Genomic DNA, 24,638 nt, shown 5'->3' with positions numbered 1-24,638 from the left:
GGCCTCTTGCGCGGGCGTCAATGAGGTCTGAAGCCGGCGCGGCGTGTGACCGCGATCCTTAACGCTATCGCGGTGCCGCCGGTTGCAGACGGTCTGTTCGGTGGTCCCGTATCGCTCTGCCAGGATGGCGGCGGGTTTGTCACTGGCGTGGATGGCCGTCCGAACCGTGGTTGCCTGGCTGTGAAGATGGACCAGCATGGTCGCACCCCGTCCCGAACGCCCCTTGGAACCGCTGTTGCCATGAACAGGAGCTGATCGCCGGGGGGAAACAGGATCGTCCGGGATCGAACAAACAGCGACTCTCTGCCATAACGGCAAAGTTGTAGGGAAACGGGTCAGGCTGGGTCGTTTGCTTCCGTGCGAAGCCGAACGGGACAGGTTGCAAGCTTGCTGCGCTTGCAACCTGATGCCGCAAATATCCCAGCCGCCGCCGCCGCAGTGGGCAGCGCCGGCCGGTACGTCTTCAGCCGATCTTGTCTTGCGTCCTTGTCGCGAAATCGCTGGCCGAGTGGCGTTCGCGCAGCTGTTCGGACGGCTCTCCGCTGACGGCGTTGACCATGCGACCGCGCTGCACGGCGGGGCGGCTGGCGATCTCATCCGCCCAGCGGATGACGTTCTTATAGATGCCGACGTCCAGGAATTCGCCCGCATCGTAGGCTTTACCATGCACGGTGCGCCCATACCACGGCCAGATCGCCATGTCGGCGATGGTATAGGTGTCGCCAACCATGAACGTATTGTCCGCCAGGTGACGGTCCAGAACGTCAAGCTGGCGTTTGACCTCCATCGTGAAGCGGTTGATGGGGTATTCCATCGGATAGGGTGCATAGGCGTAGAAATGCCCGAAACCGCCGCCGAGGTAAGGCGCGGCCCCCATCTGCCACATCAGCCAGGACAGCATCTCGGCCCGCTTGTTGCCCGTCGCGAGGAAGGCGCCGAATTTCTCGGCGAGATGCATCAGGATCGCGCCGGATTCAAACACCCGAACCGGCGTGTCGCCGCTGCGATCCATCAGCGCAGGGATCTTGGAATTGGGGTTCACATCGACGAAGCCCGACCCGAACTGATCGCCATCTCCGATCTGGATCAGCCAGGCATCGTATTCCGCGTCAAAGCCCGCCTCAAGCAGTTCCTCGAACAGGATCGTCACCTTCTGCCCGTTCGGCGTGGCCAGACTGTAAAGCTGAAAGGGGTGGTCGCCGACCGGCAGGACCTTGTCATGTGTCGCGCCCGCGATGGGGCGGTTGAGCGAGGCCCACTGGCCCCCGTTCTCGCTGTCCCAGGTCCAGACCTTGGGCGGGGTGTATTGCTCGGTCATGTCGGCTCCTATGCGCTGTCTGGCACAGACCCTAGCCTGCATCGCCGCGATTGCCAGACCCGTTGCTGTTCGCTGACGCACAGGACGTTTCGCTTTGTGCCTTGGCACCCTATCTAGGCAGGCATGACCGTGCTTCCCGCCCCTCTTGACGACTGGTTCCTGGCCCGCGGCTGGCAGATGCACCCGCACCAGCGCGACATGCTGGCGCGCGCCGGCAGCGGCTGCCTGCTGCTGATCGCGCCCACCGGGGGGGGCAAGACGCTGGCGGGGTTCCTGCCGACGCTGGCGGAACTGACCGCGACCCCGCGCACGGGGCTGCACACGCTGTATATCTCGCCGCTCAAGGCGCTGGCGAGCGACATCCGCCGCAACCTCATGGTGCCCATCGAAGAGGCCGGGCTGCCGATCCGGGTCGAGGACCGTACCGGCGACACGCCTTCAGGCCGCAAGCGACGCCAGCGCGCCGACCCGCCGCAGATCCTGCTGACAACGCCCGAATCGCTGGCGCTGCTGACCAGCTACGAGGACGCCCCGCGCATGTTCGCCGGGCTGCAACGGGTGGTGGTCGATGAAATCCACGCCCTGGCAGAAAGCAAGCGGGGCGATCAGTTGATGCTGTCGCTGGCGCGGCTGAACACCCTGTGCCCCGGTCTGCGCCGCGTCGGGCTGTCGGCCACGGTCGAAGACCCCGCCGCGATCGCCCGCCTGCTGGCGCGTGCCCCGGACCCGTGCGAGATTCTGCTCGCCGATCCCGGCCCCGAACCGGATATTTCGATGCTGCAAACCGATGCCGCCCCGCCGTGGTCGGGGGGCGGTGCGGCCTATGCCATTCCGGCGGTACTGGACGAGGTCAGGCAGCACCGTACGACGCTGATCTTTCACAACACGCGGGCGCAGGCGGAAATCTTTTTCCACAACCTGTGGTTGGCGAATGAAGACGCGCTTCCGATCGGCATCCACCACGGCAGCCTTGACCGCGCCCAGCGCGAAAAGGTCGAGGCGGCGATGGTGAACGGCGATCTGCGCGCCATCGTCTGCACCGGATCGCTGGACCTCGGGATCGACTGGGGCGACGTCGATCTGGTGATCCAGATCGGCGCGCCCAAGAATGTCAAACGCCTCGTGCAACGCATCGGACGGGCCAACCACCGCTATAACGCGCCCTCCAGGGCGCTGCTGGTGCCCGCCAACCGATTCGAGGTGGTCGAATGCGTCGCCGCGCTGGAGGCGGTTCGTGCGCTGGATCTGGATGGCGACTGGCGCGCGCGCGGGCCGCGCGATGTGCTGTGCCAGCATATCCTGATCGCCGCCTGCGCGGGGCCGTTCGAACCGGGTGCGCTTTATACTGAAATGACCTCGGCCGGAGCGTATGCCGATCTGACCCGCGCCGAATTCGACGCCTGCCTCGATTTCTGCGCCACGGGGGGCTATGCGCTGCGCGCCTATGACCGCTGGCAGCGCATATTGCAACGTCCTGATGGGCTGTGGCAGCTGCGCGATCCGCGCGCGGCGGCGCGGATCCGCATGAACATCGGCACGATTCAGGACACAGATACGCTCAAGGTGCGGTGGCGCGGGCGCGGCGGCGCGCCGCTGGGCGAGATCGAGGAAAGCTTTGCCGCCTCCCTGACAAAGGGCGATACCTTTCTGATCGGCGGCCAGATCGTGCGCTACGAAGGGCTGCGCGAGATGAGCGTCGAGGTCAGCCGCGACGCCGCGAAAAAGCCGAAGATCGCCACCTTCATGGGCACGAAATTCGCCACCTCGACCCAGCTGTCGCATCGTATCCTGCGCATGTTCCAGCAGGACGGCTGGCCCGGCCTGCCGGCCCACACGTCCGAATGGCTGGCGTTGCAACGCGAGATGTCCGAGCTTCCCGTCGAGGGCCGCCTGCTGATCGAAAGCTTTCCCCATGACGGACGCGAACAGCTTGTCGCCTACGGTTTTGCCGGGCGCAACGCAATGCAGACGCTGGGGCTGTTGCTGACCAAGCGGATGGAAGAGGAAGGGCTGGCGCCCATGGGCTTTGTCGCGTCGGATTACGCGGTGTTGATCTGGGGGCTGGATGCGGTGATCGACCCCGCGCCGCTGTTCGATCTGGACAAGCTTGCGGCGGGGCTGGACGGCTGGTTGCAGGGCAATGCGGTGATGAAACGCACGTTCCGCGCCTCGGCCACCATCGCGGGGCTGATCGAACGCAACACCGCTGGCGCGCGGAAAAGCGGGAGGCAGGCGACGATGTCGTCGGACGTCCTGTATGACACGCTGGTGAAATACGACCCCGACCACCTACTGTTGCAGATCACCCGCGAAGAGGCGATGCGCGGTCTGGTGGATTTCAACCGCATCCGCGAGATGTGCGCGCGGGTGGGCGACCGAATCGACCTGCGGCGGCTGAAGCGGGTCTCTCCGCTGTCGGCTCCGCTGTTGCTTGAACCGGGGCGCGTGCCGATCCGCGGCTCGGCGGATGAACGGTTGCTGCGGGACGAGATCACGGCGCTGCTCGAAATTTCCGGCCTTGCGCAGATTTCGCCAGGGTAAAGGGGGCCAGCCCCCTCGGCCTTGCGGCCTCACCCCCGGAGTTTACCTGGCAAGATGAAGCCGGAGCGCCGCGCTTTCCCCTTCACCTTGCCCTTGACCTTCCGACGGCGGCAGGCGGACCATCGCGGTCGGGCGGTGCGGTCAGGGATACTCGGCCAGGCGCGCCACATAACGGGCCATCGTGTCGATTTCCAGGTTGATCCGATCTCCTGCGGCGACGCCGCCCCAGGTGGTGACCTCTTTGGTATGGGGAATGAAATTGATGCCGAAGACGGCACCCTGCACTTCGTTCACGGTCAGCGAGGTCCCGTTCAACGCGACCGACCCCTTGGGCGCGATGAACCGCGCCAGATCGTCGGGTGCGCGCAGCTGCACGCGGGTGCTATCGCCCTCATCCGTGACCGAGATCACCTCGGCAAGCCCGTCCACATGGCCCGACACGATATGGCCGCCCAGTTCGTCGCCGACCCTGAGCGCCCGTTCCAGATTGACCCTGTGGCCCTGTTCCCAGGCGCCGAGGTTTGTCCTGGACAGGGTTTCGGCGCTGATCTGCATGTCGAACCAGTCATCCCCGAGCGCAACCACCGTCAGGCAGACCCCATCGCAGGCGATCGAGGCGCCGATGTCGATGCCGGCGGTATCGTAAGAGGTTGCGATGCGGGCGGTCAGGTCGCCCGACTTTTGCAGAGCGCGGATCTCGCCCATGTCCGTCACGATGCCGGTGAACATCCCTTGCCTCCTGCACCCGCGTTGCGGGTCTTAATTTCGCCGGAAAACCGCGATAGGGTCGCGATTGTCCATTTCATACGTTACCGGGGCCACATGACAGAGGCAACCATGAGCCACGCCATTCCAGGCACCCGCGTGTTTCTGTTTCTTCAGGGACCGCACGGCCCGTTCTTTCATCAGCTGGGCGCGATGCTGCGCCGCGCCGGGGCGACGGTCTGGCGGGTGGGGTTCAACGCGGGGGACCGCGCATTCTGGTTCCATGCCGGCAGTTACATTCCGTTCGACGCCGCGCAGGAAAGCTGGCCCGACACCTGTGCGCGGCTGTTGCACGAAAAGGGCGTCACCGATCTGGTGCTGTATGGCGATACCCGTCCCATCCATGCGCAAGCGGCCGCCGCCGCACGGGCGCGCGGGATCACCGTGCATGTGTTCGAGGAAGGCTACATGCGCCCGTACTGGGTCACCTATGAACGCGGCGGCGCCAACGGGCATTCGCGTCTGATGCGGATGTCCGTCGATGACATGCGCGGCGCACTGGAGCGGTCCGACATGGAGGCCCCGCTGCCTCCGGGCCACTGGGGCGACATGCGCCAGCATGTGTTCTACGGCGCGCTGTATCATTGGTTCGTCATGTTCCGGAACGGCCCCTACCGCGCGTTTCGGCCCCATCGGGCGTTGTCGGTGGGCCAGGAGTTCAAGTTATATGTCAGACGCCTGATGTTGATGCCGCTGCACCGCGCCGAGCGGCTGGCCGAAACGCTTCGCATCCGGCGCGGCGGGTTTCCCTATCATCTCGTGCTGATGCAACTGGAACATGACGCCAGCTTTCGCGAGCATTCGCCATTCGCGTCGATGACCGAGTTTCTGGAGCTGACCATCGACGGTTTCGCGCGCGGGGCGCCGGGCCATCATCATCTGGTATTCAAGGCCCATCCGCTGGAAGACGGGCGCGCCCCGGTGCTGCGTACCATCCGCGACGCGGCCCGCCGCGCGGGCATCGAAGGGCGCGTGCATTTCGTGCGCGGCGGCAAGCTGGCTGCCCTGCTCAACGAGGCCCGCAGTGCCGTCACGGTGAATTCCACCGCCGGGCAGCAGGTGCTGTGGCGCGGCATTCCGTTGCGGGTGTTCGGACAGGCCGTCTATGCCAAGCCGGATTTTGTGTCGGACCAGCCGTTGGCGGAGTTCTTTGCGCAACCCGCCCGGCCCGACAACCGCGCCTATCGCGATTACCGCCGCTATCTGCTTGAAACCAGCCAGATTCCGGGCGGATTTTATTCGTCACGCGGGCGCCGCCAGTTGCTGCGTCTTGTGGTCGACATGATGCTCAGCCGCGACGACCCTTACGATGCATTGACACTGGGCACCGCGGCGCCTCGGCAACAGTTGCGGCTCGTGCACTGATCCGGCGCCCCCGGCGTGCTGGCTTTTGACAACTGTTTCCGATACGTTAACGAAAAAACCTGAGGCAGAATAATAACAGGTCGAGGAGACCGAGCAGTGAAACCATCCACCAAACGATGGGTGAAGACCGTCGCCCTGCTGGCCGCCGTGTCGCTTTTGGCGGCCTGCGCCCTGCCGCGGTCAGGCCCCAACAAGCGCGAGATCTTTTCCGGGTCCGTCCAGCGCGAGGGCGACGCTTTTGTGCTGTCCGTCAATGACCGTGTCACGCGCGCCACCGCCCTGGTGCCCGCGCTTGGCTTTTCCGAGGGCTTTCGCAACGCGTCGACGCTGGGGTCCGACACCATCCGGGCCGGCGACACGCTGGGCCTGACGATCTGGGAAAACGTCGATGACGGCCTGCTGGCGGCGGAAACCGCCAACGCCACCGTGCTGGAAGAAGTGCAGGTCGATGGGTCGGGCTTTATTTTCGTGCCCTATGCGGGCCGTATCAGGGCGGCGGGCAATTCGCCCGAGGCGATCCGCCGCGTCATCACCTCCAGCCTGTCCGAACAGACCCCCGACCCGCAGGTCGAGGTGCGCCGCCTTGCCGGGGACGGATCGACCGTCAGCTTGCTGGGCGCGGTGGGCGGTCAGGGCGTATACGCCATCGAACGCCCCACCCGCACCCTGGCCGCCATGCTGGCCCGCGCGGGCGGCATCACCATCACGCCGGAAGTTGCACAGGTTTCGGTCACCCGTGGCGGACAGACCGAAACCATCTGGTTTCAGGATCTGCACGCCCAGCCCGGCTATGACATCGCGCTGCGCGGCGGCGACAAGATCCTTGTCGAACAGGACACCCGCGCCTTTACCGCGCTGGGTGCCACCGGTGCCCAGGCGCGCGTGCCGTTCGAAACGCAGACCCTTTCGGCGGTCGAGGCCATCGCCACCGTGGGCGGCCTGCTGCCCGCCTCGGCTGACCCCACCGGGGTTTTCGTCCTGCGCAACGAACCGGCCGAAATCGCCAACCAGGTGCTGGGGCGCAACGATCTGACCGGCGCGCAGCGGATGATCTATGTGCTGGACCTGACCAAGCCGAACGGCATGTTCATGGCCCGCGACTTCGTGGTGCGCGATCAGGACACGCTGTATGTGACCGAAGCGCCCTATGCCCAGTGGGCCAAGGCGATCTCGGCTCTGACCACCCCGCTGGGCGCGGTCAGCACGCTGGCGTCGACCGCGGTCACCATCAGCGACAGCGGGAGCTGACCCTGACCGATACCGCAATGCCAGGCGCCGGGGGTGAAAGCCCCCGGCGTCTTTGCGTTTACACCGCCGGCTTCCTCCGGCAGCGTCGGCTGCGCCGCATTCTGGCGCTTGCCGGGTGGCGGGTATCGCTTGGGCTGCCGGGGGGCACCGATCACGTCGGCGTCTGGGGGCAGTCGCCCTATTCGAAACGCGGCGAATCCATCGCGGCACGGCGCGGCGCACCGCTGCTGCGCATCGAGGATGCCTTTGTGCGCTCCCTGCATCCGGGGCGCGACAGAGAGCCACCCATCGGCCTGCTGCTGGATCGCACCGGCGTGCATTTCGACGGGCGCGCCCCGTCCGATCTGGAAACGCTGCTGGCCACCCATCCGCTGGACGACCACGCCTTGCTGGAACGCGCGCGCGGTGCCATTGCCCGAATGCGCGAAGGGCACCTGACCAAATACGCCGCGGTCGATCCCACCCTGCCCGCGCCCGATCCGGGTTATGTTCTGGTCGTCGACCAGACCGCGGGCGACGCGTCGGTCATCGCGTCCGGCGCCGACCGCACCCGCTTTCGCGAGATGCTCTACTGGGCGCAAGAGGAACATCCCGGAAAACGCATCCTGATCCGCACCCATCCCGAAACCACCGCCGGGCATCGCAAGGGCCATTTCCGCACCGGCGACGCGGGGGGACGCATCGCACTGCACGCCGACCCGGTGTCGCCATGGGTGCTGCTGGATGGCGCCGTCGCGGTCTATACCGTCAGCTCGCAGATGGGATTCGAGGCGATCCTTGCCGGCCATCGCCCCCGCGTGTTCGGCACGCCGTTCTATGCGGGCTGGGGCCTGACCGACGCGGAAACCCCCATCGCCCGCCGCGCCCGGCCGCTGACCCGCAACCAGTTGTTCGCCGCGGCAATGATCCTGTACCCGACCTGGTACGACCCCTGCCGCGACCGGCTGTGCCGCCTTGAAGACGCGCTCGCCCAGATCGAGGCGCAGGCCCGCGCCTGGCGCGAAGACCGCCACGGCTGGGTCGCCACCGGCATGCGCATGTGGAAACGCGGCCACCTGCAACGGTTCTTCGGCGCGCAAAAGCCGCTGATCTTTGCCGCCGACGCCGCGCAGGCGCGGGCCAGGGCGGATGTCGCCCCCGAAAGTGGCAAGGCGCCGCGCCGGATCATGGCCTGGGCCACAACCGCGACAGATGCGCAGGCGGTGCGCGTCGAAGACGGCTTTCTACGCTCGCGCGGGCTGGGGGCCGAGCTGGTGCCGCCGCTGTCGCTGGTCTGCGACCCGATGGGCATCTACTATGACCCGACCCGCCCGTCGACGCTGGAAAAACTGATCGCCGATGCCCCCCTGCTGCGCGATGACGCGCTCGCACGGGCGGAAATCCTGGCGACCCGGCTGGTGTCGCTGGGGCTGACCAAATACAACCTTGCCGGCCTCCTGCCGCCGCTGCCCGACGGTCACCGCATTCTGGTTCCGGGCCAGGTCGAGGATGACGCGTCGATTCGCCTTGGCAGCCCGCACATGACCCGAAACGCAGACCTGCTGGACCGCGTGCGGGCCGACAACCCCACCGCCGTGATCCTCTGGAAACCGCATCCCGACGTGGTGGCCGGGCTGCGGCCCGGCGCTGTCGATACACCGGGACGCTGGGCCGACCTGACCGTCACAGGCGACATGGCGGCGCTTCTGGGCGCGGTGGACGAGGTCTGGACCATGACATCGCTCGCCGGGTTCGAGGCGCTGTTGCGCGGCGTCAGAGTCACCACGCTGGGCGCCCCGTTCTACGCGGGCTGGGGGCTGACACGCGATCTGGGGCCGGTACCGGCGCGCCGCCTGCCCGGCCCCCGCCCGACGCTGGCCGGGCTGGTCCACGCCACGCTGATCGCCTATCCGCGTTATCGCGACCCTGTGACCGGGCTGCCCTGCCCGCCCGAGGTGATCGTCGACCGGCTTGCCGCCGACCCGGCGCGGCGCGGCGCGGTCAACCGCAGCCTGTCGAAACTACAGGGCCTTTTTGCCAGCCGCGCACATCTTTGGCGCCGCTAGCCCGCCCTGAGCGGGGTCATGGAGACGACCTGCGTTCAGATACCCGTCAGCACAGAGGTCAGGCGCCTTGTCGCCCCCGACCGCAACCGCGACGCCGAAATGCTGACCGGTCGGGATCGCGCCGCGCGCCTTCCGTGCGACAGACGCATGGTGTGGAGCGTCTCGCTACGACCGTGCGCGCCGCCGCGGACGCTGTATCCCAGCACGCGCCATGCCCGTCGGGTTTTGCGGGCCTGTACCGGGAATCGGGGGGGGGCCGCCCTGCCCGGTCTTGTCCGGCCCAAATGTCATCGGGTGCCGCAGTGTGTTTGTTGGCGGCTTGCGTCGGATACTCTCTGCCGTTAAGAGGTTTCCAGCTGGATTCGCGCGGGTCAGAACGTGTTTCGACGGTGTGCAGACGCGCATTTCGATCCTGACCCGGTTTCGTGTGTTCCGGTTTTGTCATCGCGCCGCTCGCAAACATCTGCGGTAGGCCGAGGCAAACATTCGTTGTATGAGTGCCCCTATAGCTCAGCTGGTAGAGCAACTGATTTGTAGCGCCGCCCCAGGCTTCAACACTGGGGCAAGTTGCAGCCCTCAAGGGAAACGTTGAGGTGAACTGGTGTCAAATTCGGGGAAACCTGCGCAGGTCAAACTGCTGGCAATCCCGAGCGAAGCTTTCCGGGGCAACCCGGATCGAACGTGTAGAGACTTGACGGCACCCATCTAAGGCCTCGTGAGGCTATGATGAAGAGAAAGTCCAGACCACAAAGCGCCAGGTGCGTGGCGGCGAAAGTCGTAGTGGTATGAATCAGTAGGTCCGCGGTTCGAGTCCGTGTGGGGGCACCATTAAATCGGCGTAATTCGATGTTTTCATTGCTTTTTCTGAGATGACCTGTCGCAAAAGCCACCTTTCTGCCCACCGTCAGTCGCTGACTACGTGCTGCGCAAGCATGTCGCTGGCGAGCGGATCACGATAAAACTGCGCCAGCATGGCCGCGATGGATGCCTGTGAAAGCCGTTGATGCTGATGGACGAGGCGTCGATATGTTCGCCAGTGCATCCCCTGCGGCTTAGCGCCCGCGCCGTTCAGTATGCCCGGCTCCCATCCAAGCCGATCACGGGTTTTGCCTGCCCGCCGCGCCAAACGGTCAGATGCGTCTTCACGTTGCGACGGATAGGCAAGCCGCTGACAGTACCGACAGGCTCTGTTGCACAAATTCGGTGAGGGATTCATTTCGTGAATCCACCATGGTAGCTGGGCTTCATGACCAGACCCATCCCCCCCCCGCATACAAGACCCGGAACTGACCGGCCTACAACGAGGCGCTCAAGCGCCGCGGCTCGCTGACGATCTGGTTCAACCCCGCCATGATCTGGGAAGCCGCGCCGACCGGGAGGCGCGGGCGACAGCCGGACTACAGCGACGCCGCCATCCAGACCTGCCTGACGATGAAGGTGCTGTTCGGCATGGCCTTGCGCCAGACGACAGGGTTCGTCGAGAGCGTGCTGAAGTCAGGCACGGCCCAGTCCAAGCCGATCAACACAGCAGGCTCTCGCGACGGCAGTAGACCTTGAAGGTGAACATCCCCTACCGCGGCTCGGACGGCCCGTTACACCTGCTGATCGACAGCACTGGCATCAAGGGGGAAGGCGAAGGCGAGTGGAACGTCCGCAAGCATGGTGGCGCCAGACGCGGGGTCTGGCGCAAGATCCACATCGGGATCGACGAGAAATCACTCGGAATCCGGGCCGCCGAGTTCACCACCAGCGATGTCGGCGATGCGCCCATGCTGCCCGAACTGCACGACCAGATCCCGCCCGGCCACGAGATTGCCAGCGTCACCGCCGACGGCGCCTTCGACACCCGCAAGTCCCATGACGCCATTGCGGCCCGAGGTGCCGCGGCGATCATACCTCCTCGCAAGAATGCCAAACCGTGGAAACTCGACACCGCCGGAGCTATCGAACGCAACGAGATTCTGCGGGCATCGAAGCGTGTCGGTCGAACCATATGGCGACGATGGAGCGGGTATCACCGCCGAAGCCGCGCCGAAACCAAGATGCACTGCGTCAAGCTCCTGGGCCAGCGCCTCTCCGCGCGCGAGTTCGACCGCCAGGTCGCCGAGTTCCAGGTCCGGGTCGCCGTGCTCAACGGCTTCACCGCCCTCGGCATCCCCGTCAAGGAAGCCATGGGATAGGTCCGTCCGGGGATAGGGGAAACCTGTCCGTCACCCGATTTGTGCAACAGAGCCGGCCCGAAGACATCGCAGATGCTCTTGATCAACAAAAAGGGCTGGCGACGGCGCTGGTCGATTATCTTGGACAGATACGGTTACCCGCAGACCAGGAAGTCGTCGTGCTTGCGTTGATCCGCGCCCAGGACCACTGCCGAAACATCGCGGGAGATCTTGCTGGAAATATCGCGCGACAAGATCTGAACTAGACCGAAAATGTCCCGCGTCCGAGATCGTCCGAGTCGGACAGTTTCGGACGCTCGGACAATTCTGTAACCATCGAAATGCCTTTTACAGCCATTTCAGGTACATAGTGGTGAGCCGTGCAGGAGTCTGCGCGTTGTTGAAAATCAAGGGGTTACGCTGGCGAACCGGAAAACTTCGCCCCTTGATTTGATTGGGCTTTTCGGGCCTCTGGCGAACCGTTTCACGGGACCTAGAAACCGAAAGGCCGCTGACTGGGCTGGCACCCGCGTCAACGGCCAAATCGAAAAGTTTGCTCAGATTGGATACCAGATCGCGCCCGTGATCGCAATCGCGGGAGGGGCCGATGTCTGAGGTTCTGCCCTTCTGCAAGATCAAGCTGCAATATCTGCTGGAGATGGTCACCGACCACGACCTGGACGACAACGCCTTGCGCGTAGCCCTCTACCTGGCACTGGCGCATGCAGACCACGAGACCGGCGAGAGCCGCCCGTCGTTCGAGACCATCGGCGCGGCCATCGGCAAGCACGCCAAGTCGGTCAAACGGGCGCTGAACAAGGTCGAGGCGGCGGGTTACATGACCGTGGAGCGCGGGACCAACAAGGGGAAATCCTCGCGCTACGGACCGACGGAGGCGGCCATGCAGCGGGCCACCGAGCGTCGCCGGGAGGGGGACAAGGTTGTCCCGCTTAGCCGTGCGAAAGGGGGACAATCCTGTCCGCAAAGCGGGACAGACCTGTCCAGCAAAGGGGGACAGGATTGTCCCCCGAACAGAGAACAAGAACTTAGAAAAGAACAAGGGCGCGGGTCCGCGCCGGATTTGCCCGATGAAAGGCAATCCGGCGGAACGCGCCCGGACCTTGTCTTCGTTCCAAGGGGCATCTGCTTTGTCCGGGACTGGGACGCGCGGCTGGCCCAGGAAGGGATGACGACGCTGGAGCGAAGCCTGCCCCTGTCACCGCACGAGCGTCACCTGGGCTTCTGGCTTCCGGCCCGGACACCGGCCCCAGTGGGCAGTGCGGAATGGCAGGCGCAATTGCGCGTTCTGCGGGATGTCATCCGTCAGGCGCAGGACGGCACATGCGCCGCGCCGTCTGCGCCACTCATCGCGTCCTTTGCACCGCGTCAGATGCAGCGCGCATCGCGTCTTGGGCAGGCTTTTGCCCCAGCCGCAGGGGGGAACCGCCATGCGATCTGAGAAATCAGCAAGGCGGGACCGGCCGGCCTCGCTCAGGCTGGCCCGGGATGCGCTGTCCGAGGTGACGGCAGCCGAACTGCTGACGGGGGTGAATGCCTACGCTCTGCACTCGGCCAGGCACACCCGATCGAAGGTCAGCTTCTCGGACAACTGGTTCAGGCTGGGGAAATGGCGGCCCTTCGTAAAGGCGGCCAGGGCCGAGGCGCACAGGCCGCAAGAGATCGCCGAGAGACAGCTCAGCGACGCCGCCGACGCCATCCGCGAGCGGAAGGACTGGATGTACCGGCACCTGCCGGAGGACAGGGTTTTCCAGGCGGTGCAGCGCGGGCTGATCACGCGGGAAGAGGCCCAGGCAGCGGGGTTCCTGCGATGACCAGACCCGGCATGATCCCGGCCCCCGGCTGGCCAACGAACGCCGCGCCGGTGCAGCCTGCACTCCCGGGACACCCCGCAAAAGCCTGCCGACGCGCCACCCCCATGGCTGGCGGAGAAGGGCTTTTGCAGCCGCCTCGGGCGGCTTCGATCCGGGACGGATCGGCGGCGCAGCCGCGTGGCAGGGTGCAGGGGCGCAGCGCCTTGCCCGACGTGTTGCTTGCCAACACAGTAGTCGGTCCATATTGCGTTTCCCGGGTAACGGAGGTCACAGCATGAGCGGCCCCCAGTTCTTCCACCTCCAGAGCTTTTCGCGCAAGGCCAACCCAGCCGGCCAATCGGTCGAGCAGGTGCTGGCCGAAGCGGCCCGTGTCCCTCGGTTTTCCACTCACGTCCGCGCCCCTCGCCCGCCGCGCGTCGTTGCGGGTCTGCACCCGGCGCGGATCAAGGAGCGCCATGATGCGATGGTGGAGGCCGGGCGGATTTCCGTGACGCTGGCCGATGGCTCGACCAAGGAGCGCGGCATCCGCAAGGACCGGCACACGCTGCTGACCTGCGTGGCCTCGCATCCGCTCCAGTCCAGCCAGGTCGAGGCGGACGCGGAAGCGCGGCGGAAATACGAGACCTGGGTCGAGTACAACCTCGCCCATTTCCGGCGGATGTTCGGCGAGAAGCTGATGGGCGTGGTCGAGCACCTCGACGAAGAGCACCCGCATCTCCACGCCTTTGTCCTGCCGACGGATGATCCCACCTGCTCCGCCCGGGACCTGAACCCCGCCTGGGCCGCGAAGACCGAAGCTGAAGCCGCTGCCCGGGAGGCCGGTCACGATGCAAAATCCGCGGTGAAGCTCGGAAACAAGGCCTACAAAGCCCGGGCGCGGGAGCTTCAGGACGAGTACCACCGCGAAGTCGGCATCGCCGCCGCCCTGACCCGGCTGGGTCCAAAGCGGGAAAGGCTGTCCCGGGCGGAGTGGCGCGCGCGCAAGGCGGCTGCGGAGCAGGATGCGTTGCTGCTGCGGGAGATGGAGGATCGTGTCTCGGCGCTGGCCATCCACGAGGAAGAACTCTCGGCCACGGAGGAGGAGATCACGGCCCGTCTGGCGGAGCAGCTGGAACAAGCCGCCCTCCTGGACGCAGAGGCTGCGGCGAAGCGGCAGAGCGCCTCGACGGAGAGCAACGAGCTACTCGAGGCGGCCCGCCGCGATCGGGAGGCGGCAGTGGCCAGGTTGGCCACTGCGGAGGCGGAGGCAAGAAGATTGGAAAAACGTGCCCGGAAGAAGGCCGAGGAAGATACCGCCGTGGCCGACGCCCACCTTCTCGACACCAAGCGCAAGGCGCGGCAGCTACGGCTCGACGCCGAGCGTAAAATGGAAGAGGTCCGGTCCCAGGCCGATGCCTACCGCCGAGACGGGGTGCGCGAGGCCTTTGAGCTGGCCCGCAAGCTGATGATCGGCGTGCTGACCGGTGAAGTCGTGCCGGCGCCAAGGGGGGTAGGCTGGACCATCCACGATGAACGCCTGAAGCGTCGGGTCGGCGAGCTGGGTGTCGCGAGCTCCCTGGATCGTATCCTCCAGATCGTCTCCCGCTGCTGGGAACTGATCAAGCGCCACCTGAAACCGGCTGCGGCCGAGGCTGAATTGAGCGACCTGGTGGAGGATCAGCCCCCGGCCGGGCGCGATCCGATACACCAGTCAGAGAAGGGGATCGAACCATGACCCGAGAGCTGGACGCCCGGATCGAGGAGCTTCGGGCCAGACGAAGCGGCACGCTCCGGAAGACGGAAGCAGAGCTCTCGGAGATGCAGGCTGAGCTCGAACGGCAGATGACGGCCTTCCGCAAGGAGGTGGCGGCCGAGGCAAACCGGATCGGGGGCGTCATGCAGGTTACCGGCCGAAGGGTTGTTGCGGCGGAAAAGCGGCAGGCGAAGCTCGAAGCAGACCTCGCCATTCTCGGCGAGGAAAGCGGGCTCCTTCTGCGGAGACATAAGCGCCTTGGTCTGGGCATACTGCTGGGAAGCGTCCTGCTGGGCAGCACTTTCATATCCCTGGCGCTCTGGGGACCACCGTTTTGGCCCTATTGATCACCTCGGCGTTGACGGGATCAATCATGATCGGTTGCCCCGATCACGACGCGATGCACTATTCAAAGGCACGACCGGCTGCCATCGGACAAGGAGGCCCGAAGAATGCGACACATGAGCTGTGAGGATTTGTTGTCCGCTATCGAGCAGACCGAGGCCGGGCCGAGCTCAGGTGACATCGATGGCGCCCCGATGATCGACAACTGGTTCCTTGTCTGGCGTGACGGTGATGCCATCCGGGCCGATGGCGACGTGAGCGGCCATCCCGAGATTTCAGACCCATGGGTGACGACGTCTCCTGTGCTGGGCTTCCAGTACGATTTCGACCTCGAGGCAGGCTGGTTGCGGACAATGTCGCGCTGGTATCGCCTTGCTCGGCTGAGAGCTGTGCCGGTTGCGTCACCCGATCCGCAGGCAAAGCGGAGAGAAGCTCTTGATGCCGCGCAGGAGCTGCTCACGCGACATCGGGAGGCTTGGCGCGACCAAATCGTGTCGGGCGGACGACCAGTGGCAACTGATTTGCCTGAGACGAATACGGCTGGGGTCGATGGGTCGAACGAGCCGCTCGGTCCGGTCACAGGCCTCTTCATCTAGCGGGAGTCGGTTGTGCCCGGAAACATTCGAAAGATCATGGGAAACGCCGTCGCAGACTAGAGGCGGCCCCTGTTCTACCTGTGTGGAAGAAGTGCGAGCTTGGAGAGACGCATATGTCAGAGGTAGGTGGAAAATACCTTTTCGGAACTTGGCTGAGCGCCACCGAGATCGGCAATCTCGCAGTCTGCGCCGACGTTTCAGAACGGGGCGATCCGTGGGCCGCCGAAGCGAAGGACGCCGTCTACAAGCTGCTAAAGCCTACGATATCACCGCACATCAGCTCGCGATCCCGCGGCGGTGCCGGGTCCACGAGAAGCCTCGACCAAGCCTATCAGCTCCTCCTGCTCGACCTGGCCACAAACGGAATGGACGCGCCCGAAGCCGTCATGCGGAAGCTCCTGACGATCTGGGCTCTGGAAACGTTTGGTCGCAGCACGGAGCTAACAGGGTTGGATGATGGGCAGTTGCTCAATGCCATACTCAAGGAACTCGGATTGTCATCCTAAGCGCTTGCATCGAAGTAATTAGGAACCGACGCAAGCTTCAAAGGGTCAGGACTTCGGTAATGGGTCCTCCTCAAGCAAGTGACTTCGGCCACACGATTTGACGGTCTATCGCAGTCTCCTTGGGCTCCTCGCTGATGAGGCAGGCAAAGCAGTGCGGGCCGGGATTGACAGGGCAAGCCGCACTTCTGACAGTTCGCTCGTTCGCGTCGACCGGATTGAAGGAATGGCCGACTATTACGAAGCAAATGCGCAGAACTTCATTGCCGCCACTCAATCGGTCGACATGTCGGACCTGCGCGCCCGGTTCTTGGCGCAACTGCCTCAGATGCCCGGGGGCCAATGCCGCATTCTCGACGCAGGCACCGGGTCCGGACGCGATGCCCGTGCGTTCCGCTTTGCAGGCTATGAGGTTGAAGCTTTCGACGCCTCCCCAGCGATGGTTCAGGCAGCCACTCTCTTCAGCGGCGTCCCGGTCCGACACCTCAGCTTCGAGGAATTCCAATGGGAGCAGCCATTTGATGGCATCTGGGCCTGTGCGTCGCTCCTACATGTTGCCCGCGCTGATCTGCCCGCCGTCTTCCAGCGACTCGCGGATCACATTGTCCGCGGCGGCATCCTCTATGCCTCATTCAAATTCGGCACCGGTAACCGCCGAAAAGACGGCCGCAATTTCACCGACATGACCGAAGAAACTCTCTCGGCCCTCCTGGACGAACTCCCTTCTCTGCGGCAGGTTGAAACCTGGCGATCCGAAGATCGCCGCCCTGATAGAAAAGAAGACATTTGGGTCAATGCCTTGCTGAGAAAAACCTGACACTTGCCCGCTGAATTGCCTTCCGCAGACAACGCACCCTGTCCATGCTGTAGCCCGGCCATGGACAAGGTGGTCGAATGCGACGCCCAGGTCATTCTGATCCGCCACGGGGCCGGCCTGATCCTCGCTCCGCGGCGACACGCGAGACGGTGGCGCGACCTCGACGGGGCCGAGCAATCGGCCCTGATGGCGCGGATCACCCCGGCTCAGACCCAGCTCGAGACCGACGGCATCACCGCCTCGGTCGCCCTTATCGAGTCTGGGCCGCATTTTCATTTTCGCCTCGAAGCCCCGGCATCCGCGACAGGTCCAATCCCCGGCGCCCCGCACGACCGACCGCTTATTTCAGGCGGAGACGACGCGCTCCATGCCCACCTCCGCCCCCTGATCGACCAGGCGAAAAGTGTCGATCTCGCCGTGTCCTTCCTGATGACCTCCGGCGCGCGCCTCGTCCTTCCCCACCTGCGTGACCTGCTCGACCGCGGCGGGCGGTTGCGGCTACTCACCGGCGATTACCTGGATGTCACCGAGCCGACTGCGCTGCGCCTCATGCAGGATCTCGACCACGACCGGCATCTCTACATCTTCCGCGCGGCGCGCATACCGTTTCATCCCAAGGCCTGGATGTTCTCCTTTGCCGACGGCTCTGGAGCGCTGATCGTCGGCTCGTCGAACTTGTCACGCTCGGCTCTGACCGATGGCGTCGAATGGAACCTCCGCCACTTCGACAAGTCGGACGCCCTGCCGCTGACCACTGCCCGCGCGGCATTCGAAGATCTTCTTGCCCGGCCCGACGTGACGAGCCTTTCGCCCGAGTGGATCGACAGCTACGAAACGCGACGGATCGCCCCAACGCCGATGACTTCCGGCGTGCCGGAGGAGCCGCCCGAAGACGCACCCAAACCGCACGCCATCCAACTGGAGGCTCTCGCTGCCCTGGCCGCGACACGCGCCAAAGGATACCGCGCTGGTCTGGTCGTGTTGGCAACCGGCCTCGGCAAAACTTTCCTCGCCGCCTTTGACAGCCAGCCTTCCGCGCGCGTTCTATTCGTCGCGCATCGTGAAGAGATCCTGACGCAAGCCATGGAGGCGTTTCGTGCAGTCCGCCCCAAGGCCCGGCTTGGAAGGTTCGGCGGAGGTGAGAAGGACTTCGGCGCGGACGTGCTCTTCGCCTCGATCCAGACGCTCTCCCGCGACGAACATCTGAACCGCTTCTCGACGGATGCCTTCGACTACATCGTCGTCGACGAATTCCACCACGCGGCCGCTGCGACCTATCGGCGGATTATCGACTATTTCACACCTGACTTCCTGCTGGGCCTGACGGCAACGCCTGACCGCTCTGATGGCGGTGACCTTCTTGGCCTCTGCGAAGAAAACCTCGTCTACGAATGCGACCTTTGGTCGGGCATCGACAGAGAATTGTTGTCGCCGTTCAAGTATTTCGGCGTCCCTGACCCTGTCGAATACGCGCAAATCCCCTGGCGCAGCGGACGGTTTGATGAGGCGGCACTGACTGAGGCTGTCGCCACGCAAGCCCGTGCTGAAAACGCGCTCGACCAGCTCGCACAGCGGGGCGGCAAGAAAGCCATCGGCTTCTGCGTCTCGCGTCGTCATGCCGACTTCATGGCCGAGTTTTCAAGAGCCCGCGGACTACGCGCCGTGGCCGTGCATTCCGGAGAAACCTCTGCCCCACGCGCCAGCGCCTTGAAGGCCCTTGAAGAGGGCGACCTCGACATCGTCTACGCAGTCGACATGTTCAATGAAGGCGTGGATGTGCCATCCATTGACACGGTCTTGATGCTGCGCCCCACCGAAAGCCCAGTGATCTGGCTGCAGCAGCTTGGCCGCGGGTTGCGCCGGTCCGCCGAGAAGACGCACCTTGCTGTGATTGATTACATCGGCAACCACAGGATCTTCCTGACCAAAGCCCGCACCCTGCTGCGCATCGGCGCGGGCGAAGGTGCGCTGCGGATCGCCCTGGAGCGCTTCGCCCGGCATGAAATTTCCTTTCCCGCAGGCTGCGAAGTCACCTACGACCTCGAAGCACTCGACATCCTGAAGTCCCTGATACGCCAACCCCGTGATGGCGAAGAGCTGACCGCCTTCTATCGCGACTTCCGCGACCGCCACGGCGTCCGCCCCACCGCGTCCGAGGTTCAACACGCCGGCTTCAACCCCGGCCGCACCGGCCACGAAGGATGGCTCGGCTTCATCAACGACATGGGCGATCTTTCCGCCGCCGGCCACGCGGCATGGACCGCGGGCAAAGGGCTGCTCGATGAGATCGAAACCACCCGCATGACCCGTAGCTACAAGATGTTGGTCCTGCGCGGCATGATCGAGGCCGGAGCCTTTCCGGGACGCATCGCCATTTCCGATCTGGCCGACCGTGTCGCGCGCCTCGCGCGTCGCAATCCGGAGATCAAGGCAGACCTCAGCGTCGATCCCAAAGACCCCGCCGCGCTGCGGGCCCTGCTGACACAGAACCCGCTGAAGTACTTGTCCGAGAAGGAGTGGTTCCAGCTCCGTCCCGGCACGTTTGAGACCACCTTTGGCAACGCCCCTGATCCAGCACTGGCGGAACTCGCATCCGAGATCGTCGACTGGCGCCTCCTGCGCTACCTGCAGAACCGCGCCACGACTTACAGTCAGGACGAAGCTAGTCCTCTCGCGGAGGCTGCCGAGGGCCAAACACCATATATCCCCGCACCAGCGCCGGCAAAGATCTGGGACGAATATCCCCGCGATCGCATCCCTCCTCTGTTTGGAGAGAGGTTCAATACCGGGTCCTGGAACTCCGGAATCGTTGTCATCCCAAAGGCTAAGGTCATGGTCCTGCTGGTCACCATGGACAAGCGCAGCATGTCTGTCGGAGACCACTATGCCGATGCTTTTGCCACTCCGACGCGCTTCATCTGGCAAACCCAGACCAGCACCCGTCGTGAAAGCTCACGAGGACGCATCATCTCAGGGGACGAGCCCGGCTGGACGATCCACCTCTTCGTCCGAAACTCCAAACTCCGTGATGGCCGCGCCGCTCCGTTTCGCTATGCCGGCCCGGTAACGTTCGCAGGCTGGGAGGGAGAAGCCCCAATCACTGTCCAACTGGATTTGACCGAACCCCTTCCAGCAGGATTGCAGTCGCTGTTTGGCGTGGGGTGACGCACCTATATTGGTTTGAGGCAGTGAAGGGTGGACCGCCGACCATCGGCTGCACATCGCATGAATGGCCAAGTTGCGCAGGTAACGGGCGTGGCACCTGGAAGAGGGCTGCCAGGTTTGGCCGGCGCTTTCGGCCCGAAGCGGTCATTCGCCAGCTGTTCATCGCTGCGGCGCGGGCTCCGAGAACCTGTCGTTTGCTCCATCGGGCAGGAAAACCAGACAGGCGAAAGCCAACAGCATGGGGCCGGTATGATATCCAGCGCTCCTTAGAAGAAACTATTTTGATCCGACTAGATAAGGGCGAGGCCAATCAGGTTGAGCCAGCGTTTCGGCCCAAAACCGCTCAAGGAGGCCCTCAGGCCAAATTCAGACCGGTTCGAATATTCCGAAGTTAGGAAGGTACCGATAGATTTCTTTAAACTGTTCCCTCTCTCGCTCCTTCAACCATTCAATTTCAGGAATCCCGTCCGATGGCATTAGTCTTTCAAGTTTCGAAACCTCGAAGGGTGTAAGTTTCGGTATCTTTATGACGAATGCATCATCCGCATCCCTATAGTAAATTAGCTGATCCAAACGACAACTATCGAATGCATCTTGCTCGTTGCGCTTGTAAATAACCCATCCAACAGTCGCCATTGCTGCGCCATCACGATATCTGAAATAGCAAACCTGGGAGGAAATTCTTTGCTCGTCAAACGGCTTAGTTGCATCAGCATCATGCAGGGCACGCTCTAGCGCGGCCCCTAGTGCCTCCCGACCAAGATCAGAGTACTTTTTTCCGGAAAAGTCCTCTGGCTTTGAGCCTTCGCCCACAAAATCAGGGAACTCCTCTCGAAGCCGATCCATTTCCCTGTCTGACCCAACTATATCTAGGGGAATCCCACAAGCAAAAGAGACACAAAGGAAAGAGCCACTCTTGATCCTCGCCCCTAGCGATGTCATGTCTGCAGCCATGTTTGCAGATAGCCGATCATCGTAATCAAGCCAGCAGATTGACCTCCGCTCATAGCTGAGATTCGGAATAACATCCCAAGTATATCCGAACTTCATCGCAATGCAGGCAAGTGGAGAATTCTGCCGGAAACGCTCCTGCGCAGCTTCATCCTCCGTCGCCTCAATACTTACCATGTCGCAAATACCTAGACCACGATGGAACATGCGATGATCAACAAAACCAATTGAACCCATGCCAATATATGAGTACTGGTCAATGTGATCGAACCTCAGTCTGCCAACAAGCTCGACCAGCATTTGCCTTTCCGCATGCTTCGCCGGGCGAAGCCGGTAGTCGATAGTCTCAAAGCTCCCCGTCAAAGATCGTCCTCCTCAACTAGACGAGCAAATGCGAACTCAAAAGATTTGACGCCAACCTCTTTTGCGCTGCTCGCGCCGAGTGCAGTTTGCAGAGATGCTATTTCTGGCTCAGGTTTCTTGTAGGCAATATTCTTAAGTGCTGGACCTTTCTTTACCGTGGCCTTTTGATAGGAGAACGTCTGCTGCACGGCCATCTTCGAGATCGGCGTGAGTGGCGCTTTTTGCAGAACGCGCGAGATCACCTGATCTTCCGGAGAAAAATCCCTCTCGTTGTCGAGTTCATTGAGGAAATTAATAACGGGGCGAGCGATCTCCACAAGCCTCTGCCGAAGTCTGACAAACTCTGGATGATCAAAGTCTAAATCTGTTTTTGTTGTATTCCACGGGAGTCGATCCGGATCATTGGAATCAAGAAACGCGTATCCTCTGAACCTAGTAAACTGATTGTGGAACTTTGGCACGGAAACCCCACTGGCACCAGGAAGATCACCCCAACCGGTCGTCGAGCTTTGGTCTGCTGAAACAATGCATCTGCCGTTGCAGAAAACATACCAGCCCGCTGCGGCCGGAGCAGATGGTCCAACCCCAGCATATATGCGACTTTTTAGAAGGTCTTTGCCACCTTCATCTTCGTAGACCTGATAGAATGGAATGAGTTGCTCACTGGATGCGAGCTGCCATGCGGGAGAGATAATTGCATCACCATTAACTCGGATGCTTAGGCCGTTTCTAATGAAGTGCTGCTGAGATGTTTTGATCTCATGCACGACCCGATCATTGAAAAACTTTGTCGAAAAAAGACTGGAAACACCGGAATACAGATTAATTACCGTAATTTCTGTACCGGTATCTTCAACTTCTACCCCTTCCGTATCTAATTTTGATATCCTAAAATCCCAGTGCGGATCGGATATCCAAGCAGGCACATCAACCGATATCTCATAGGTATCGCTCTGCGTCGCAGTCTCAACCTTGAAGTGTGATCCCATTTTAAATAGGGATCGCTTCATGCCAACGCCAAACTGCCCCACAGAACCGGGGGTGCCGTCAAATTCCTGGTCGCGGCCAAACTTGAACGCATATTTTCTTGCGATTTCCAGGTCAATTCCACCGCAATTGTCTTTAATCGAAAAGCCTTCGGCGTCAAATTGAAGTTCCACCCACAATCCGCTGTACAACGCCCCGCCGTCGCCAGCCTCCGAACTGCCGCGCAACCTCTTGGCGCCGTCGACGCAGTTGTCTACAAGGTCGGCGATGGCGTCCTCCAGACTCAGGTCTCTCGTGATGACCGAGCAGAAGAAGGCCTTTGTGGGGCTTGCATCAACGGATAGCGGGTCGCTCTCGGCCCCTTCAGCTCTCAGCTTGTTTCCGTCGTTCGTCACGTGAAATCCCCTTCATATCTGTTCGCCAAAAAGCGCGCACCCAACTCGACTTACATACTGCTAAATGCTAACTGCTAACAATGAAAATGAAAATGAAAAACAATCGCGTAGTTGACCTGTTCTGTGGATGTTCAGGACTTGGCCTAGGCGCACGTCAGGCTGGCTTCGAGGTTGCGCTCTCGATCGACATTGACTCCATCTTGACCAGCTCCCACAGCAAGAACTTTCCCGGTGAAAGCGTTCATCTGGGAGATGTTGCATCCATGAGCGGAAGCGAGCTGAAGAAGTTGTCTGGCGGCCAGATCAATGGCATTGTGGGAGGGCCGCCCTGTCAAGGGTTTAGCTCCATGGGTAAATCTGACCCAAGTGACGTTAGACGGTCGCTGCTCGGCCACTTTTTTCGGCTCATCTCCGAAGTGGAACCCGATTTCTTTCTGATGGAGAATGTTAAGGGACTGTTGGATCGACGTAACGTCGGTGAACTCGAGGCAGCTTTGGATCAGGTGAGAGACCGGTATAGCATTGCTGGTCCACATGTATTCAATGCAAAGGATTTTGGCGCAGCGACTAATCGACCAAGAGTGTTCGTTCTGGGGCTGAAAAATGGCGGAACAAAGCATCTTCTGTCATGCATAGAATCTAGGAAAAAGCCAGCGACCTCCGTTCGGGACGCAATTGAAGACCTTATTGGTGCAGAGCTTATCTCTAATCGTAAGTCGGAAATCGACTGGTGGCGAATAAAAGATTGCATTCGATTCAGTGAATACTCAAAGTCGATGAGGACTAAAGATGGTATAACGAGCGGCCTGAGAACTGTGCCTCATAAAGATGAGGTTGCTCAGAGATTCGCGTCCGTGTTGCCTGGAAAGGTGGATAAGATTGGAAGGCATTATAGACTCGACTGGGATGGTCAGTGCCCCACTCTTCGCGCCGGCACTGGTCCGGACAAAGGATCATTTCAATCAGTACGCCCGCTACACCCGGAACTGCCGCGCGTGATCAATGTCCGTGAAGCCGCACGGCTCCAGGGGTTTCCCGATTGGTTCCAGTTTCATAGAGCCTCTTGGCACAGCTTTAGAATGATCGGGAATAGTGTATCCCCCATCATTTCCCGCGAGCTCTTTTTGTCCTTGATTGACGCTCGAATTTCAATCTGTGATCCGCAGCCAAGCTGGTCACCGTGCGCATACACAGCGCCAATAGAAATTAAGGCCAATTAATCACCGCTATCAGAGATTAATCCTTAACGCATGTAAAATTACCGATGAACATCGCACGACGAGAGCCATTGTGTGCGGATATATTTAATGCATGTAAGGTCGGAAAGCTAATGATCTTCGGGGGGATGAGATAAGCTTTGCGGTTGGGGCTGACAGGATGATCTTAGGTACCACTTCGGGCGATTAGCGATTTTGCTACGACGAATTCATATTCGGCGCACAGATTTCCCAATCAGGTTCGGTGCAGCGAATTTCCGCTTCCCGCCCTTCGAGTGGTACGTGCCGTCATTC

The 24,638-nt window shown here is 62.3% G+C and carries 17 protein-coding genes and 2 pseudogenes; 14 read left to right on the top strand and 5 right to left on the bottom strand.

The window, feature by feature from the left end:
- Positions 1-198, bottom strand: a pseudogene (locus ATI53_RS23575) (IS481 family transposase); the annotation flags it as partial.
- A 265-nt stretch (positions 199-463) separates the two neighbouring features.
- Positions 464-1,318 (bottom strand): glutathione-dependent disulfide-bond oxidoreductase, encoded by an 855-nt coding sequence (yghU, locus tag ATI53_RS01330; protein WP_009506189.1) that lies wholly within the window; start codon positions 1,316-1,318, stop codon positions 464-466.
- A 123-nt stretch (positions 1,319-1,441) separates the two neighbouring features.
- Between yghU and ATI53_RS01325 the strand changes: the two genes are divergently transcribed.
- On the top strand, positions 1,442-3,859 hold the full coding sequence (locus ATI53_RS01325; protein WP_111549552.1) for a ligase-associated DNA damage response DEXH box helicase: 2,418 nt from the start codon (positions 1,442-1,444) through the stop codon (positions 3,857-3,859).
- A 141-nt stretch (positions 3,860-4,000) separates the two neighbouring features.
- Here ATI53_RS01325 and ATI53_RS01320 read toward each other — a convergent pair whose 3' ends face one another.
- Positions 4,001-4,588 (bottom strand): riboflavin synthase, encoded by a 588-nt coding sequence (locus tag ATI53_RS01320; protein ID WP_009506191.1) that lies wholly within the window; start codon positions 4,586-4,588, stop codon positions 4,001-4,003.
- Between the two features lie 108 nt (positions 4,589-4,696).
- On the opposite strand from ATI53_RS01320, the gene ATI53_RS01315 reads away from it, so the two are divergent.
- The 12 genes and pseudogenes from ATI53_RS01315 to ATI53_RS01250 all read left to right on the top strand — a co-directional run bounded on the left by ATI53_RS01315 (position 4,697) and on the right by ATI53_RS01250 (position 20,431).
- Positions 4,697-5,989, top strand: a complete 1,293-nt coding sequence (locus tag ATI53_RS01315) for a capsule polysaccharide biogenesis protein (protein ID WP_009506192.1) — start codon at positions 4,697-4,699, stop codon at positions 5,987-5,989.
- Positions 5,990-6,085: 96 nt separating this feature from the next.
- Positions 6,086-7,237 carry a polysaccharide biosynthesis/export family protein gene (locus tag ATI53_RS01310; protein ID WP_111549550.1) on the top strand — a complete coding sequence of 384 codons (1,152 nt, stop codon included), beginning with the start codon at positions 6,086-6,088 and terminating at the stop codon, positions 7,235-7,237.
- A gap of 17 nt (positions 7,238-7,254) precedes the next feature.
- The gene (locus ATI53_RS01305) at positions 7,255-9,282 is read left to right on the top strand and encodes a capsule polysaccharide biogenesis protein (protein ID WP_009506194.1); all 2,028 of its coding nucleotides are present in this window, start codon (positions 7,255-7,257) and stop codon (positions 9,280-9,282) included.
- A gap of 1,246 nt (positions 9,283-10,528) precedes the next feature.
- Positions 10,529-11,462 (top strand): annotated as a pseudogene (locus ATI53_RS01295) (IS5 family transposase).
- A gap of 637 nt (positions 11,463-12,099) precedes the next feature.
- Positions 12,100-12,900 (top strand): helix-turn-helix domain-containing protein, encoded by an 801-nt coding sequence (locus tag ATI53_RS01285; protein ID WP_211315388.1) that lies wholly within the window; start codon positions 12,100-12,102, stop codon positions 12,898-12,900.
- Positions 12,890-13,273 (top strand): hypothetical protein, encoded by a 384-nt coding sequence (locus ATI53_RS01280; RefSeq protein WP_111549548.1) that lies wholly within the window; start codon positions 12,890-12,892, stop codon positions 13,271-13,273. The genes ATI53_RS01285 and ATI53_RS01280 overlap by 11 nt, the downstream gene beginning before the upstream one ends.
- Positions 13,274-13,547: 274 nt before the next feature.
- On the top strand, positions 13,548-14,987 hold the full coding sequence (locus ATI53_RS01275) for a plasmid recombination protein (RefSeq protein WP_111549547.1): 1,440 nt from the start codon (positions 13,548-13,550) through the stop codon (positions 14,985-14,987).
- Positions 14,984-15,352, top strand: a complete 369-nt coding sequence (locus ATI53_RS01270) for a hypothetical protein (protein ID WP_111549546.1) — start codon at positions 14,984-14,986, stop codon at positions 15,350-15,352. Before ATI53_RS01275 ends, ATI53_RS01270 begins: the two co-directional genes overlap by 4 nt.
- 114 nt (positions 15,353-15,466) lie before the next feature.
- Positions 15,467-15,946, top strand: a complete 480-nt coding sequence (locus ATI53_RS01265) for a DUF6634 family protein (RefSeq protein WP_146609871.1) — start codon at positions 15,467-15,469, stop codon at positions 15,944-15,946.
- Between the two features lie 113 nt (positions 15,947-16,059).
- Positions 16,060-16,452 carry a hypothetical protein gene (locus tag ATI53_RS01260; protein WP_111549544.1) on the top strand — a complete coding sequence of 131 codons (393 nt, stop codon included), beginning with the start codon at positions 16,060-16,062 and terminating at the stop codon, positions 16,450-16,452.
- 223 nt (positions 16,453-16,675) lie between these two features.
- Positions 16,676-17,266 (top strand): class I SAM-dependent methyltransferase, encoded by a 591-nt coding sequence (locus ATI53_RS01255; RefSeq protein WP_111549543.1) that lies wholly within the window; start codon positions 16,676-16,678, stop codon positions 17,264-17,266.
- Between the two features lie 60 nt (positions 17,267-17,326).
- Positions 17,327-20,431, top strand: coding sequence for a DUF3427 domain-containing protein (locus ATI53_RS01250; protein WP_111549542.1), 3,105 nt, complete (start codon positions 17,327-17,329; stop codon positions 20,429-20,431).
- Positions 20,432-20,797: 366 nt separating this feature from the next.
- Here the strand turns inward: ATI53_RS01250 and ATI53_RS01245 are convergent, their stop codons facing one another.
- Together ATI53_RS01245 and ATI53_RS01240 are read right to left on the bottom strand one after the other, a co-directional pair.
- Entirely contained in the window at positions 20,798-21,745 is a 948-nt protein-coding gene (locus ATI53_RS01245; protein WP_111549541.1) for an O-methyltransferase, read from the bottom strand.
- Positions 21,742-23,127: an ATP-binding protein gene (locus ATI53_RS01240; RefSeq protein WP_111549540.1), complete on the bottom strand. Its 1,386-nt coding sequence runs from the start codon at positions 23,125-23,127 to the stop codon at positions 21,742-21,744. The genes ATI53_RS01245 and ATI53_RS01240 overlap by 4 nt, the downstream gene beginning before the upstream one ends.
- 80 nt (positions 23,128-23,207) lie before the next feature.
- Between ATI53_RS01240 and ATI53_RS01235 the strand changes: the two genes are divergently transcribed.
- Positions 23,208-24,347: a DNA cytosine methyltransferase gene (locus tag ATI53_RS01235; protein ID WP_211315387.1), complete on the top strand. Its 1,140-nt coding sequence runs from the start codon at positions 23,208-23,210 to the stop codon at positions 24,345-24,347.
- Positions 24,348-24,638: the final 291 nt, after the last annotated feature.

The sequence above is a fragment of the Salipiger aestuarii genome, assembly GCF_003259905.1.
Lineage (GTDB): Bacteria > Pseudomonadota > Alphaproteobacteria > Rhodobacterales > Rhodobacteraceae > Salipiger > Salipiger aestuarii.
Note: the sequence above shows the minus strand (reverse complement) of the source record. Positions and strands in the feature narration are given on the sequence as shown.

What these genes read in the sequence shown, in the direction of transcription:
- ATI53_RS01250 (WP_111549542.1), top strand. Translation starts at nt 17,327, where the DNA reads ATGGACAAGGTGGTCGAATGCGACGCCCAGGTCATTCTGATCCGCCAC.
- ATI53_RS01255 (WP_111549543.1), top strand. Translation starts at nt 16,676, where the DNA reads ATGGCCGACTATTACGAAGCAAATGCGCAGAACTTCATTGCCGCCACT.
- ATI53_RS01235 (WP_211315387.1), top strand. Translation starts at nt 23,208, where the DNA reads ATGAAAATGAAAATGAAAAACAATCGCGTAGTTGACCTGTTCTGTGGA.
- ATI53_RS01325 (WP_111549552.1), top strand. Translation starts at nt 1,442, where the DNA reads ATGACCGTGCTTCCCGCCCCTCTTGACGACTGGTTCCTGGCCCGCGGC.
- ATI53_RS01270 (WP_111549546.1), top strand. Translation starts at nt 14,984, where the DNA reads ATGACCCGAGAGCTGGACGCCCGGATCGAGGAGCTTCGGGCCAGACGA.
- ATI53_RS01280 (WP_111549548.1), top strand. Translation starts at nt 12,890, where the DNA reads ATGCGATCTGAGAAATCAGCAAGGCGGGACCGGCCGGCCTCGCTCAGG.
- ATI53_RS01275 (WP_111549547.1), top strand. Translation starts at nt 13,548, where the DNA reads ATGAGCGGCCCCCAGTTCTTCCACCTCCAGAGCTTTTCGCGCAAGGCC.
- yghU (WP_009506189.1), bottom strand. Translation starts at nt 1,318, where the DNA reads ATGACCGAGCAATACACCCCGCCCAAGGTCTGGACCTGGGACAGCGAG.
- ATI53_RS01260 (WP_111549544.1), top strand. Translation starts at nt 16,060, where the DNA reads ATGTCAGAGGTAGGTGGAAAATACCTTTTCGGAACTTGGCTGAGCGCC.
- ATI53_RS01320 (WP_009506191.1), bottom strand. Translation starts at nt 4,588, where the DNA reads ATGTTCACCGGCATCGTGACGGACATGGGCGAGATCCGCGCTCTGCAA.
- ATI53_RS01305 (WP_009506194.1), top strand. Translation starts at nt 7,255, where the DNA reads ATGCCAGGCGCCGGGGGTGAAAGCCCCCGGCGTCTTTGCGTTTACACC.
- ATI53_RS01265 (WP_146609871.1), top strand. Translation starts at nt 15,467, where the DNA reads ATGAGCTGTGAGGATTTGTTGTCCGCTATCGAGCAGACCGAGGCCGGG.
- ATI53_RS01285 (WP_211315388.1), top strand. Translation starts at nt 12,100, where the DNA reads ATGGTCACCGACCACGACCTGGACGACAACGCCTTGCGCGTAGCCCTC.
- ATI53_RS01315 (WP_009506192.1), top strand. Translation starts at nt 4,697, where the DNA reads ATGAGCCACGCCATTCCAGGCACCCGCGTGTTTCTGTTTCTTCAGGGA.